General features: G+C 61.3%; 14 protein-coding genes. 9 read left to right on the forward strand and 5 right to left on the reverse strand.

The features are described from left to right. Positions 1–11 precede the first annotated feature (11 nt). Positions 12–617 (reverse strand): GTP cyclohydrolase I FolE, encoded by a 606-nt coding sequence (gene folE, locus ACT53S_RS15475; protein ID WP_142069116.1) that lies wholly within the window; start codon positions 615–617, stop codon positions 12–14. Between the two features lie 261 nt (positions 618–878). On the opposite strand from folE, the gene ACT53S_RS15480 reads away from it, so the two are divergent. The 5 genes from ACT53S_RS15480 to ACT53S_RS15500 all read left to right on the forward strand — a co-directional run bounded on the left by ACT53S_RS15480 (position 879) and on the right by ACT53S_RS15500 (position 5246). Beyond that, positions 879–1328 carry an iron-sulfur cluster assembly scaffold protein gene (locus ACT53S_RS15480; protein WP_476067934.1) on the forward strand — a complete coding sequence of 150 codons (450 nt, stop codon included), beginning with the start codon at positions 879–881 and terminating at the stop codon, positions 1326–1328. Position 1329: 1 nt separating this feature from the next. Continuing rightward, a complete protein-coding gene (gene yidD / locus ACT53S_RS15485) occupies positions 1330–1698 on the forward strand; it encodes a membrane protein insertion efficiency factor YidD (protein ID WP_476067644.1) in 369 nt (122 codons plus the stop codon). A gap of 60 nt (positions 1699–1758) precedes the next feature. Continuing rightward, complete coding sequence (locus ACT53S_RS15490; protein ID WP_142069112.1) at positions 1759–2187, forward strand: DUF2267 domain-containing protein; 429 nt, start codon at positions 1759–1761, stop codon at positions 2185–2187. A gap of 117 nt (positions 2188–2304) precedes the next feature. Next, positions 2305–4302, forward strand: a complete 1998-nt coding sequence (gene thrS / locus ACT53S_RS15495) for a threonine--tRNA ligase (protein ID WP_476067645.1) — start codon at positions 2305–2307, stop codon at positions 4300–4302. A 104-nt stretch (positions 4303–4406) separates the two neighbouring features. After that, positions 4407–5246: a lysophospholipid acyltransferase family protein gene (locus ACT53S_RS15500; protein ID WP_113377494.1), complete on the forward strand. Its 840-nt coding sequence runs from the start codon at positions 4407–4409 to the stop codon at positions 5244–5246. A 6-nt stretch (positions 5247–5252) separates the two neighbouring features. Here ACT53S_RS15500 and ACT53S_RS15505 read toward each other — a convergent pair whose 3' ends face one another. Next, on the reverse strand, positions 5253–6203 hold the full coding sequence (locus ACT53S_RS15505; protein WP_476067646.1) for a hypothetical protein: 951 nt from the start codon (positions 6201–6203) through the stop codon (positions 5253–5255). Between the two features lie 110 nt (positions 6204–6313). Here ACT53S_RS15505 and ACT53S_RS15510 point away from each other — a divergent pair, with 110 nt between their 5' ends. The 3 genes from ACT53S_RS15510 (at position 6314) to ACT53S_RS15520 (ending at position 8741) form a co-directional block, all read left to right on the forward strand. Then, positions 6314–6898 carry a nitroreductase family protein gene (locus ACT53S_RS15510; RefSeq protein WP_476067647.1) on the forward strand — a complete coding sequence of 195 codons (585 nt, stop codon included), beginning with the start codon at positions 6314–6316 and terminating at the stop codon, positions 6896–6898. Next, complete coding sequence (locus ACT53S_RS15515) at positions 6898–7512, forward strand: flavin reductase family protein (RefSeq protein WP_476067648.1); 615 nt, start codon at positions 6898–6900, stop codon at positions 7510–7512. Before ACT53S_RS15510 ends, ACT53S_RS15515 begins: the two co-directional genes overlap by 1 nt. A 92-nt stretch (positions 7513–7604) precedes the next feature. Continuing rightward, positions 7605–8741 carry a DUF2336 domain-containing protein gene (locus tag ACT53S_RS15520; RefSeq protein ID WP_476067649.1) on the forward strand — a complete coding sequence of 379 codons (1137 nt, stop codon included), beginning with the start codon at positions 7605–7607 and terminating at the stop codon, positions 8739–8741. Positions 8742–8753: 12 nt separating this feature from the next. On the opposite strand, the gene ACT53S_RS15525 is transcribed toward ACT53S_RS15520, so the two are convergent. The 3 genes from ACT53S_RS15525 to parE all read right to left on the reverse strand — a co-directional run bounded on the left by ACT53S_RS15525 (position 8754) and on the right by parE (position 12676). Next, positions 8754–9167, reverse strand: a complete 414-nt coding sequence (locus ACT53S_RS15525; RefSeq protein WP_476067650.1) for a hypothetical protein — start codon at positions 9165–9167, stop codon at positions 8754–8756. Positions 9168–9305: 138 nt separating this feature from the next. Further along, on the reverse strand, positions 9306–10529 hold the full coding sequence (locus ACT53S_RS15530; protein WP_142069096.1) for an AI-2E family transporter: 1224 nt from the start codon (positions 10527–10529) through the stop codon (positions 9306–9308). Between the two features lie 95 nt (positions 10530–10624). Beyond that, the gene (gene parE, locus ACT53S_RS15535) at positions 10625–12676 is read right to left on the reverse strand and encodes a DNA topoisomerase IV subunit B (protein ID WP_476067651.1); all 2052 of its coding nucleotides are present in this window, start codon (positions 12674–12676) and stop codon (positions 10625–10627) included. 217 nt (positions 12677–12893) lie between these two features. Here parE and ACT53S_RS15540 point away from each other — a divergent pair, with 217 nt between their 5' ends. After that, positions 12894–13775 carry an alpha/beta fold hydrolase gene (locus tag ACT53S_RS15540; protein ID WP_476067652.1) on the forward strand — a complete coding sequence of 294 codons (882 nt, stop codon included), beginning with the start codon at positions 12894–12896 and terminating at the stop codon, positions 13773–13775. The last annotated feature ends 15 nt before the right edge of the window (positions 13776–13790 follow it).

Here is a 13790-nt window from a genome sequence, read left to right on the forward strand (position 1 = left end):
TTGGTCGGGGGTTACCGGCTGCGGACCATGGACATGAAACGCGCCTGTTCGGCGGCATTGTCCTTGAAGGCCCCTGTGAAGGTTGTGGTCAGCGTCGTCGACCCGGTCTTCTGGATCCCGCGCATGGCCATGCACATGTGTTCTGCTTCGATGAAGACGGCAACGCCACGCGGCTGCAAGGTCTCGTCGATCGCCTGGGCGATCTGCGCCGTCATGTTCTCTTGCGTCTGCAGCCGCTTGGCGAAAACGTCCACCACGCGCGCGATTTTGGAGAGACCGAGCACGCGCCCCTTCGGCAGGTAGGCGACGTGCGCCTTTCCGATCACCGGCAGCATGTGGTGTTCGCAATGGGAGAAGAAGGAGATGTCGCGTACGAGCACGATGTCGTCATAGCCGCCGACCTCCTCGAAGGTCCGGCCCAGAACCTCGTCGATATCTGCCCCATAACCGGAAAACAGCTCGGCATAGGCTTTGGCGACGCGCGAGGGCGTATCGAGGAGCCCCTCGCGGGCCGGGTCGTCACCGGCCCACAGGAGGAGGGTGCGTACGGCCGCTTCCGCCTCTTCGCGCGTCGGGCGCCGCTTGTCGGCCGGCAGTTTCTTCACGGTGGCATCCATGCCCTTTGTCTCCCGGTCCCGATCGGTATCGGCCGCGTGTTTGGCTGTTGCCGATTGTAAAGGCGTAATGCGGCTCATAATGCAAGTCCGTTCGTGAAAATAGGGAGCCTCGTCCCGATCCGACGTCATCCCTTGTTTGTCCTCGTTCGCTCGCTTCGATATAGTGGCGGACACGAGACAGAAACAGCGGCTTGCGACATCGTGGACGAAGGCAATGCCGCCTTTGATGCCTATATACGCGCCGGGCAACAGTGTGGATTGATCATGGACGACATCTACAACACGAAGATTCTCGAATTTGCGGGAAATATCGGACGTATCGGCACGCTCGCCGATGCGGATGCCGTATCCGAAAAGCACTCGAAGCTCTGTGGCTCGAAGGTCAAGGTCTACCTGAAGGTGGAAGACGGCGTCGTCACGGATTTCGCCCATGAGGTGAAGGCCTGTGCGCTGGGGCAGGCGTCCTCCGGCATCATGGCGCGCCATGTCGTCGGCGCAATGGCCGAAGAACTGCGAAGAGCGCGGCTCGACATGCTGGCGATGCTCAAGGAAGACGGTGACGGGCCAGACGGACGGTTCGAAGACATGCGGTTCCTGAAACCGGTGCGAGACTACAAGGCGCGTCACGCCTCGACGATGCTGACCTTCGATGCCGTGGTCGACTGTCTCGACCAGATCGAACGTTCCGTGATCCCGGCAGAGGCAAGCTGACATGTGCGGTGGCCAAGGCTGCGAGCAGGAGCCGACAAAGATCGCGGCAAGGGGGCGCAATTGGCAGGGTCCGTTTCGAAAGACGCCGGGGCGCCTCATCGGCATGGCCCTCATTCGCCTATATCAACTGACCTTCTCGAGCCTCATAGGCAGTTCCTGCCGGCATATGCCGACGTGTTCCGAATATGGCTATGAAGCCATTGCGAGGCACGGTCTCTGGTCCGGCGGTTGGCTGACCCTTTTCCGGGTCGTCCGCTGCGGCCCCGGCGGAACCTGGGGGCCAGACCCCGTGCCCGATATCCTGGCGACGTCCCATTCATGGTATGCTCCCTGGCGACTGTGGACCTTCGGGCGCAAGCACGGCGGCTGACGGCGGCCGATGTTCGCGGCATAGTTGGACGGTCGATTCGCTTTATGGGAGCAGCGCGCCATGCCGATGCCGTTGGAATACCGGCAAGCCTCTGCCGACTTCGATGCCTTCATGAAGGATCTTGTCGCCACATCGATGATTCAGACCTCTCACCAGGCCTACACCATGCTGCAGGCAGTGCTTCAGGTCTTTCGCCGTCGCCTGACCGTCGACCAGGCGATTGCTTTCGCCAATGTCCTGCCACCCGTCCTGCGCGCTATTTTCGTCAGTGACTGGGATACCGAGGCACCAGTAAAGCCGTTCGTTGATCGCGATGCACTGATGAAGGAAGTGCGCGCCTTTCGCCATGACCACAATCTCTCGACGGATACGGCCCTGGAGGACGTCACCGTTGTCATTCGCCGTCACGTCGACCAAGCTGCCTTCGAAAGGATCCTGAATACGCTGCCGCCAGACGCACGACGCTTCTGGTACATCGGCCAGGCCTAGCAAGATCCTTTACTCAGCAGCGCTTTCGGCCTATCAAGCGCCGGTTCGTGGCGGGGTGCCTCATCCCGCAATTTTCACCACCCGCATTCGTTGGCGGGACTGGATCAGGAGACTTCAATGTCCGCTTCCGTATCTCTGACTTTCCCCGATGGCTCCATCCGCGAATTCGCAGCCGGCACGACCGGTGCGCAAGTCGCCGAATCGATTTCCAAGTCGCTTGCCAAGAAGGCCGTCGCCATTGCGCTCGATGGCACCTTGCGCGACCTCTCAGACCCCATCGTTGACGGCAAGATCGAGATCGTCACCCGCACCGATCCGCGTGCGCTGGAACTGATCCGCCACGATGCAGCCCACGTCATGGCCGAGGCCGTGCAGGAACTCTGGCCCGGCACGCAGGTCACCATCGGCCCGGTGATCGAGAACGGCTTCTACTACGACTTCGCCAAGGACGAACCCTTCACGCCGGACGATCTGCCGAAGATCGAAAAGCGGATGAAAGAGATCATCCAGCGCAACAAGCCCTTCACCAAGGAGATCTGGTCGCGCGACAAGGCCAAGGACGTCTTCGCCTCAAAGGGCGAGAAGTACAAGGTTGAGCTGGTCGACGCCATCCCGGAAGGTCAGGACCTGAAGATCTATTACCAGGGCGACTGGTTCGACCTCTGCCGTGGGCCGCATATGGCCTCCACCGGGCAGATTGGCATGGCCTTCAAGCTGATGAAGGTGGCCGGCGCCTACTGGCGCGGTGACAGCAACAACGCCATGCTCAGCCGCATCTACGGCACCGCCTTTGCCGAACAGGAAGACCTGGACCGTTACCTCCACATTCTGGCCGAAGCCGAAAAGCGCGACCACCGCAAGCTCGGCCGCGAAATGGACCTCTTCCATTTCCAGGAAGAAGGCCCGGGCGTCGTCTTCTGGCACGGCAAGGGCTGGCGCATGTTCCAGACCCTGACCTCCTACATGCGTCGCCGCCTCGATGGCACCTATCAGGAAGTCAACGCCCCGCAGGTGCTCGACAAGTCGCTGTGGGAGACCTCCGGTCACTGGGGCTGGTATCAGGAAAACATGTTCGCGGTGAAATCCGCCCATGCCTTCACCCACCCGGATGACGAGGAAGCCGACCAGAAGGTCTTCGCGCTGAAGCCGATGAACTGCCCGGGTCACGTGCAGATATTCAAGCATGGCCTGAAATCCTATCGCGAGCTTCCGGTCCGTCTCGCCGAATTCGGCACGGTTCACCGCTATGAAGCCTCTGGCGCGCTGCACGGCCTGATGCGCGTACGCGGCTTCACGCAGGACGATGCCCATGTCTTCTGCACGGAAGAGCAGATGGCGGCCGAATGCCTGCGCATCAACGACCTGATCCTCTCGGTTTACGAGGACTTCGGCTTCAACGAGATCGTCGTGAAGCTCTCGACCCGTCCGGAAAAGCGTGTCGGATCCGACGATCTCTGGGATCGCGCCGAAAGCGTGATGATGGAGGTCCTGAAGCAGATCGAGGAACAGTCGGGCGGCCGCATCAAGACCGGCATTCTGCCGGGCGAGGGCGCCTTCTACGGTCCGAAGTTCGAATACACGCTCCGCGACGCCATCGGCCGTGAATGGCAATGCGGCACGACCCAGGTCGACTTCAACCTGCCCGAACGCTTCGGCGCCTTCTACATCGACGACAAGTCGGAGAAGAAGCAGCCGGTCATGATCCACCGCGCCATCTGCGGCTCGATGGAGCGTTTCCTCGGCATCCTGATCGAGAACTTTGCTGGCCACATGCCGCTGTGGTTCGCGCCGTTGCAGGTTGTCGTCGCAACGATCACCTCGGATGCCGACGATTACGGTCGCGAAGTCGCCGAACAGCTGCGCGATGCCGGCCTGCAGGTTGAGACCGACTTCCGCAACGAGAAGATCAACTACAAGGTCCGCGAGCACTCCGTGACCAAGGTTCCGGTCATTATCGTCTGCGGCAAGCGTGAGGCAGAGGAAAAGACCGTCAACATCCGCCGTCTCGGTTCGCAGGAGCAGGTGTCGATGACGCTCACCGAAGCCGTTGCCGTGCTCTCGGGGGAAGCCACACCGCCGGATGTTCGCCGCAAGCTGGCTGCCCGAAAGGTGTGAAGAAAGACTTTGTCTGACAGGGCGTCGAGCGCCCTGTCAGACACTTGTCATCAAAACTGCATATGACAGTATCATGATTGTCGTACGGCCACCGAGGTGTCTTTGTGAAGTTCAATGAACTGTCCTATGCCAACGCGCGCGATCCCAAGCTGAAGCGCTGGTTTATCCGATCGATCGAAGGCCTGTCAGGCCGCGACCGTTTCACCCGTCTCTACGAAATCTGGCGCAACGACATCGTCGGCAAGACTGACCGTGTGTTCGGCAAGATGCTCGATCTCATCCATGTCGATCTCAAGGTTCAGGGCACATGGCCGCCGGAAAACATTCCGGAAGGCCCCATCGTCATGGTGGCGAATCATCCTTTCGGAATCGGTGACGGGATTGCCGTGCTGGCGCTGGCGGAGCAGCTTGGGCGTCCCTTCCGAGTGCTCATCAACAATGAACTCTTGAAGGTGCCTGAAATGGCACCCTATTCGCTGCCTGTCTCCTTCGAGGAAACCAAGGAAGCGCTCGCCATCAACATGCAGACCCGCCATGAGGCGCTTCGTCTGCTGAAGGAAGGCGTAACGGTCGTGATCTTCCCGGCCGGTGGCGTGGCGACTGCGAAAAAAGGGTTCGGCCGTGCCGAAGACCTGCCGTGGAAAATGTTCCCGGCCAAACTCATTCAGGCCGCCAAGGCGAATGTGGTGCCTATCTATTTCGAAGGCCAGAACGGCCGGCTGTTCCACCTTGCCAGCAAGATTTCCCTGACATTGCGGGTGTCATTGCTGATCCGTGAATTTCGCAAGCTGTCGGGTTCGTCGATCGCCGCACGGGTTGGCCCGATGATTTCTTGGGAAGAACTCAGCGCCTTCGTCGATCGCAAGGACTTGCTCGCCCGCTTGTTCGGCGCCGTCTTCAGCATGGCCCCGGTTGAGCGTCGACGGTTTCGCAGGGCCGCCTGAAGCGGCTTATTGCGTCAGCGGAAGTTCGACATCCATGTTGCTGCCGGCGGTGACGTCGAAGTCTTTCTGGTAGATCTTGTCCTTGTTGCGGGCGACCACGGTGTACTGCCCTTCGGACAGGACCATCACCGGAAAGGCGCTGACGCTTTCGGCAACGATATCGCCGCCGGATGTCAGGACCGACCAGGCGGTATCGGCAATGGCTTCGCCGCCGGGTTCCGAAACCAGCTTGAAGCCGATCTGCGAGGCGCGGTGCTGGATCGTTGCTTCCGTCAATTCGCCCGCCTCGACGGAAATGTCGGCACGAACCACCGCATTGACCGCACCATATTCGGAGACCACGTGATAGGTGCCGGCATTGAGGCGAACGATAGTATTCGGCTTCACATCCGCGACAACCAGGCCGCGCTCGCCGTCCTCGCGCACCTCGGAGGAATAGATGTCAAAGCTGAGCTGCTTGTCCGGGATATGGGAATCGGTGCCCGATATGGCGTTGAGCGTCAGGCCGCCCGCGTCGAGAACCATTACCTGTTCTTCGACGTCGCCGACCGCAGGCACGTTGAGTTTCTTGGTGGCACCCGCGCGGCCGAAGGAGACATTGACGAAATAGTCGCCGGGCGCGAGCTGGAAGGCCGCAGAGCCGCCTTCGGCGCTGGCGAGCAGCGGCAGCTTACCGTCGGCGCCCGGGATCGGGCTGAAGACACGCCACGACAGACCATGCTGCATGGGATCGCCCTTACTCGTCAGCTTGGCTTCCAGCTTGACGCTGCGGCCCTGGCTGATCGGCGCGAGTGCATCCGCGCCGGGAGCGGAAAAAGCTTTCAGCTTCGGCATCTTGGTCGATCCGTTCAACTGTTTGAACGTCTCGAACGCTTCCTGCGAACGGGTCTCGGGCGCAGCCGTGAGGGCCACGCAAAGCCCGACGAAAACGCGGGCAAGAATTCCTTGGCAGGTCATGCGATGCACTGTCTGTTGACTTCCTTCCCAATGCCGGCAACTTCAAACCGAATGCCGTGGCAATTTCAAGACCGGTCTTGTTCCCACAGGACTGACAAAGGTTATCATCGATGAGAAATGACATCAAACTGCTCGATTATCTGGCTGTTCGCCGCTCCGTGCCTGCATTTCAGATGCGCGAGCCCGGCCCGAACCGTTCCGAGATCGAATCGATTCTGTCGCTTGCGGTGCGTGTGCCCGACCACGGCAAGTTGGCACCGTGGCGCTTTATCGTTTATCGGGGCGAAGAACGCGCCCGCATTGGTCGGGAACTGCTGACCATGGCGTTGGAGAAGAACCCCGAGCTGTCCGACGAGATGATCGAGGTGGAGCGCGCCCGATTTACCCGCGCCCCGGTGGTGATTGCCGTCGTCTCAACGGCAGCGCCGCACGCCAAGATCCCTGAATGGGAGCAGGTCATGTCTGTCGGCGCCGTTTGCCTCAACCTCCTGATGGCCGCCAATGCCCATGGCTATGTCTCCAACTGGCTGACGGAATGGTTCGCCTTCGATGAACGCGCCTATCCGCTCCTGGGGATCAAGCTTGGGGAGAAGGTTGCCGGTTTCATCCATATCGGTTCCACGGACTTCCCGATCGTTGAGCGACCGCGTCCCGCTCTCGCAGACGTCGTGACCTGGCAGGGCGATGCGGAGTGATGTTCTACGATACCGAGAGCAATGCGCATGGCATGGCCCACGATCCATTCAAGGCGATCGTGGCCCCCCGGCCGATTGGCTGGATCGGCACCAGGGGGAGGGATGGAAGCAATAACCTCTCGCCCTACTCCTTCTTCAACGCAGTTGGCGACCGCCCCAAAATGGTGATGTTCTCGTCGAGCGGCCGCAAGGACAGTCTGCGCAATGCCGCAGAGACGGGTGTGTTCACGACGAGCTTCGCGAGCCGCGCCCTGCTGGAGAAAATGAGCCATTCTTCGGCGGCCGTGCCTTACGGCACAGATGAATTTCAGCTGTCCGGGCTGACTGCCGTCGACGGTCGTCTGGTCAGCGCACCCTTTGTCGGCGAAGCCGTGGCGGCGCTCGAATGTCGCGTGACAATGATCACGACGCTGCGCGATGTGGACGGCGTTGAAACGGATAGTCATGTGGTCTTTGGTCAGGTCATGGGCGTCCATATCGATGAGGCGGTCATTCGCAATGGCCGCTTCGATCTGGCGCTCGCAGATCCGATCCTCAGGGCCGGCTATATGGACTACGCCGGCATCACGCCGCTGATCGAGCTTGCAAGACCGTCGCAACGCCCGACGGGTTAAGAAACGTGGTGAACGATTCATAAAGACTTTGTCGCTACGGTCTTTTCAGCCGGGATGATCCGGTTGCGTGTCCGTAGCGAGTGGGTCTGACTGTGATCGTTGCCGCATTTCTCAGATGGGTCGAAACCGCCAGGGCGCAGGAGCGTGCAAAGGCCGCCAACGCCCTTGCACGTGCTTACCTGCAGTCGCAGATGTCGACGGAAGAACGGCAGGCTGCCCGCGTCGCCATGACCTATCTGCTTGATGATCCCTCGCCGAAGGTTCGACTCGCTCTTGCCGAAGTCCTTGCGTCTGACCCGCGCGCGCCGCGCGGCCTGATGGTGTCGCTTTCGGAAGACCAGCCCGAGATTGCCTCCACAGTCATACTATTGTCACCTGTCCTGACAGACGCCGATCTCGTCGATATCGCGGGTAGGGGGACGGTCGAGACACGAGCGCTCGTGGCCGCGCGCGGCACGGTGAGTGTTGCGGTATCTGCGGCTCTCGCAGAGATCGGAGATGCCTGCGAACTGGAGGTTCTGCTGGAGAATCCGGGCGCGCGCATCACCCCCTTCACCCTGAAGCGCATCGCCGAACGTCACGGTCGCGACCAGCGTATCCGCGCCCTGTTGCTGGACCGGGACGATCTCTCAGCAGGTCTGCGCCAGCTCCTCGTCCAGTTCGTAGCGGAAGCGCTGTCCGGTTCCGGGCTGGTGCTCGGAGCCGTCGGAAGCCGCCGTATGGAGCGCATTGCCCGCGAGGCGGGCGACAGCGCGACAGTCGCGCTGCTTTCGGAGGTGCACGGCGAGGAGTTGCACCAGCTGACGGAGCAGTTGCGGCAGGCCGGTCGTCTGACCCCGGCCTTCCTGATGCATGCGCTCTGCGCCGGCCGGACGGACTTTTTTGCGGCAGCCATCGAAACGCTTTCTGGTCTTGAGGAGCGGCGCGTACGCGCCATTCTCGCCACCGGACGTTTGCACGCGGTCCGTGCCCTTCTCGAGGCCACCGGCCTGTCGCGGGATCTGAGCGTACTCTTCATCGACGCCATCATGCAGTGGCGCAGCCTCATAGGCGCCGATGGTTTGGAACTCGACAACATCGCCCATCGGCTCATCGCGCTCCATCGCGAGAGGACGGGTTTGAGCGATTCTGCACGCGCGCTGCTCGACATCGTCGAACGGCTGGCGATCGCCGAGGAGCGGCGCATGGCGCGGGACTATGCGACCGGTCTTGCACTCGCAGCCGCCTGAAACCCTCCGGTTTTACGGAACAATTTTCTTGGCGACCCAGGAATAACTGTCCGCGACCACGTGGATCGGTGTCTCGAAGATCATTTTGAACTGCGCCTTGCCGGGCAGCACTTCGCGAATGCTGTCGATTGCGCGTGCTGTCAGAGTCTTGTGTTCTTCGGCAAGCACTGTGCTCGCGGCTGACGCTGCGGCGGTATTTGCCTCGGTGGACGCCGCTATAGCATCGGCAACCTCCGGCGGTGGCGCCTGACAGACTGCCACCGCAGTCGGGAACGCGATGTTTCCATAGCGCTCGAGCACGGATTCCGATGCCGCGTCGCACAGTTCGACAGAGACAAACCGTTCGGGAGGGGTTTCGACGAACTGACATTGGCTTACGCTGTCGTCACAGCCCAAAATCGTCATCATGATCAAGGCGGTCTTCATCGGCGCGAACGCTCCCAGTGTTGGTTGCCGCGACGAAACACAAGGATTGAAGCCAAAACAAGGCTTTCCGGCAGCATCTATGCCGGATCCAGGCGAAGCACTCGCACGTCTCCGCGCAGTTTTGATGCTTTGGCCGTCTCAGGTCAATGACACGTGGCGGGGCCGCGGTGGGGCTGCATCCACAAGGTCGGAGACATCCTTGGGTCCGCCAAGGTCTGCCGGAGTTGTCTCGACCGGGTCTTCCGAGAGTTCAACTTCCCGGATCCACTCGCGCCAGATCGACACCAAGAGCGCCATCAGCACGGGACCGATGAAAAGACCGAGAAAGCCCATGGTCTTAACACCGCCGACAAGGCCGAAGAAAGTCGGAAGGAAAGGCAGTTTGATGGGCCCCCCGACCAGACGCGGGCGCACGGTTTTGTCGACGATGAAGAGTTCGACCGAACCCCACAGAAACAGTGCTAGACCGTTGATCAGCTGGCCGCTGGCAGCGAGATAGATCGACACAAGGGTAAACGAGAGGGGTGCCCCCCCTGGGATGAGGGCCATGATGCCGGTGATCACGCCAAGCGTTACCGGTGAGGGGACCCCGGCGAGCCAGTAGGCTATGCCGAGCACGATACCTTCGCCGATCGCAATCAGCGTCATGCCGGTCACGGTCGAGCTGATCGTGGCGGGAACGACGCGCGAGATCCGCTCCCAGCGATTTGGCAGGATGCGTTCACCCAGAAGGTCGAGCTGCCGGGCGAAATTCGCGCCGTCACGATAAACGAAGAAAAGCGCGATCAACATGAAGAGCAGGGTCAAAAGAAGATGGAATAATCCGTCGCCCGCCGCAATCACCGCCCTGTAGATGTTGCCGATATTCGCGCCGCTGACGATCTGGATAAGCTCCCCGATCGAGCCCGGTTCGCCCACATGCAGCCGCCATTTGTCCGCGAGCCATTCGCCTGCCCAGGGCAGAGCGGTAATCCACGCCGGCGGCGGCGCGCCGACGCGATTGGCTTCCAGTGCCCATCCGATCCACTGCCGGACCTCGTCCACCGCATAGCTGATGGCAATTCCGATCGGAACCACGAGAAAGCCGAGGATGAAGAGGATGGCGCAGGTCGCGCCGATCGTGGTGTTGCCATTGACGTTGTTCAACAGCCGGCGATAGAGCGGCCAGCTGGCAAAGGCAATGACAAGCGAGGCGAGCACGGGTACCACGAAGCCGTGGAAGAAATAGATCGCGGCGATGCCGATCAGAACGAGCAACCAGCGGGCGACCGAAATCGGCGTGATCAGGGCGATGCGGTTGGCCGTCGCCTGGCCGAGCCAGCGCGGCCCTTTTTGCGGGTTCTGTTGGTCGACCTGGCTCACAATCGTCTGCGCCCCTCTGCCTGATGCCCCTGCATATGGGGCATTATCGGCCAAGACACAAGCGCGACCGATGTCGCGACGTGGCGGGTGTGCGGTCAGATATCCAGATTCTCCGCGAAGGCTGCGCGTTCCTGGATGAAGCGGAAGCGCGCTTCCGGCTTGGTTCCCATCAGGGCATCCACCGCATCCCGCGTCCCCTCGAAATCGACATCATCGATCCCGACGCGCAAAAGCGTGCGCTTGGCCGGATCCATCGTCGTTTCCTTAAGCTGCGCCGGCATCATTTCGCCGAGGCCTTTGAAGCGCCCGATCTCCACCTTCTTGCCCTTAAATACCGTCTCCATCAATTCTGCGCGGTGCGCGTCGTCGCGCGCATAGACGGTCTTTGCCCCCTGGCGGATGACATAGAGCGGCGGCACCGCGAGATAGAGGTGGTTCCCGCGGATGAGCTCCGGCATTTCCTGGTAGAAGAAGGTGATCAGCAGCGAGGCGATATGGGCGCCGTCGACGTCGGCATCGGTCATGACAATGATGCGCTCGTAGCGCAGATCCTCGTCCCGATACTTGGACCTCGTCCCGCAGCCGAGCGCCTGGATCAAGTCGGCGATCTGCTGGTTGGCCATAAGCTTCTCGCGGCTTGCCGAGCCGACGTTCAGGATCTTGCCGCGCAGCGGCAGGATCGCCTGGTTTGCACGGTTGCGCGCCTGCTTCGCCGAACCGCCGGCGGAGTCACCTTCGACGATGAAGAGTTCCGCGCCTTCGGCCGTGTTCTGCGAGCAGTCCGCAAGCTTGCCCGGCAGACGCAGCTTGCGTACGGCCGTCTTGCGATTGACTTCCTTTTCCTTGCGGCGGCGCAGACGCTCTTCCGCACGCTCGATCACCCAGTCGAGCAGCTTGGCGGCCTCGTTCGGATTGTCCGCAAGATAGTGGTCGAAGGGATCGCGCAGGGCATTTTCGACGATGCGCTGGGCTTCTACAGTAGCGAGCTTGTCCTTGGTCTGGCCGACGAATTCCGGTTCGCGGATGAAGACGGAGAGCATGCCAACCGCCGAGATCATCACGTCATCGGTGGTGATCTGTTGCGCCCGCTTGTTCTGCGTCAATTCCGCGTAGTTCTTCAGACCCTTGGTCAGCGCGATACGCAGACCGGCCTCATGCGTGCCACCTTCAGGGGTTGGGATCGTATTGCAATAGGAGTGCAGGGCCGGGTCGCCGCCATACCAGGTGACCGCCCATTCCAGCGCGCCATGGCCGCCGGTCTTCTCCGTTTTTCCGGCGAAGATTTCGCGCGTGACGGTGAATTCCTTGCCGAGAGTAGCGGCAAGATAGTCCTTCAAGCCGCCGGGGAAGTGGAAGACGGCCTTCTCCGGAATATCGCCGCCCTCGGGCACCATCCCCGGATCGCAGGACCAGCGGATCTCGACGCCGCCGAAGAGGTAGGCCTTCGACCGCGCCATGCGGAAGATCCGGCCGGGATCGAATTTGGCATGATCCCCGAAGATTTGCGGATCCGGATGGAAACGGACGCGCGTGCCGCGGCGGTTGTGCACTTCGCCCAGCTCTTCGAGCCCGCCCTGCGGAATGCCGCGCGAGAAGGTCTGACGATAGAGCTTGCGATTGCGCGCGACCTCGACTTCCAAGAGATCGGAAAGTGCGTTGACGACGGAGACGCCGACACCGTGCAGACCGCCGGAGGTCTCGTAAGCCTTGCCGTCGAATTTGCCGCCGGCATGCAGCTTGGTCATGATCACTTCGAGCGTCGACTTGCCCGGCACCTGCGGATGCAGTTCGACCGGAATACCGCGGCCGTTGTCGGTGACGGTCAGGAAGCCCTGGGCATCGAGGTGTACGTCGATGAAATTGGCGTGACCGGCCACAGCCTCGTCCATCGAGTTGTCGATGACTTCGGCAAAGAGGTGGTGCAGCGCCTTCTCGTCGGTGCCGCCGATGTACATGCCCGGACGCATGCGCACGGGCTCGAGGCCTTCTAGCACGCGAATGGAGGATGCACCGTAATCGTCACCGCCTGTCGAGGCGGGCGTAGCCGGTGCCGCCCGTGGCGCAGGCTGCGCGACAGGTGCTTGCGTCGGCTCGGCCTCGACCTTCTGGGCGAGCGGCATACCGGAAAAGAGATCGTTGTCGTCCATGGCGTCGTTCGATACTCTGTTGCTGTTCGATGCCGACTTCGCGGCACCTTCATAATGCCGCCGCATCAGGCCTGTCGCATCTGCGAATCGGTCGGATTGTGCCAGAAAGGCTGGGCAGGCGCGAAGGGCCATAGAGCCGGCGCATGTTGAATTCGGGCCAGCTTTGCGTGGCGCATTTCGCGAAGGCAAGCGCGAGCCGAGAGGAAACCCATCTTCCATGCAGATGTCCACAGCTCATTTCCGCATTGCGGTGATTTCCTGCGTTCTCTTTCCGTTTCTCTTGCCAGCAAGTGTCAGCGCCGAGGTGATCGGCCCCTTCAAGGACGACCTTTTCTCGGCACAGGCGGTGCTGGATAGCCGCGATGGCGGCGACTTCACGGTGGTGGCCTATGATGAAATGCGCGACATCAATGGTCGTGACAGCATTCCGGAACGGCGAGTAAAGGACCGTTATGTCTCTCTGAAGGTCCGTCGCGTCCAGGAGAACCAGACACTGCCGCTTCCGACCGGGCCGTTGGACGTCGGACGTGTGGGGCAGGATCAGGGCCAGACGTTTACCGTCATCTTCATCCATGGCAGGGGCGGGGACCGGCGCCTCGGGCTGAACGACATGAGCTTCGGCGGCAACTTCAATCGCCTGAAGAACCTCGCGGCCGAATCTGGCGGCACCTATTACGCTCCTTCGGTTACAAGTTTTGATGAGAGGGGCGTGGCCGACATCGCTGCCCTCATCGCGCATGCCTCGGCGCAGTCCGGTGGCAGACCCGTGGTGCTTGCCTGCGCCTCCATGGGCAGTTTCATCTGCTGGGGCATATCCCGCGATGCCGAGGCGGTATCGAAGCTCTCAGGGATGGCCATCCTCGGCGGAGCGCCGGATCCGGCGCTGCCGAAGAGCGCTGCGGCCAAGGCGAGGCTGCCCATCTGGTTCACCCATGGGAGCCGCGACAGCGTCTATGCCGCCGACGACCAGATCGAGATTTACCGAAAGCTGCGCAAGGCAGGCCAGCCGACGCGCTTCACGCTATTCGAGACCGGTTCCCATGGCACACCCGTCCGGATGACAGACTGGCGCGCGCTGTTGAATTGGTTTCTTCGCTGAGCAAAAGATCGATCC

The sequence above is a fragment of the Allorhizobium sp. DMC15 genome (genome assembly GCF_056314065.1).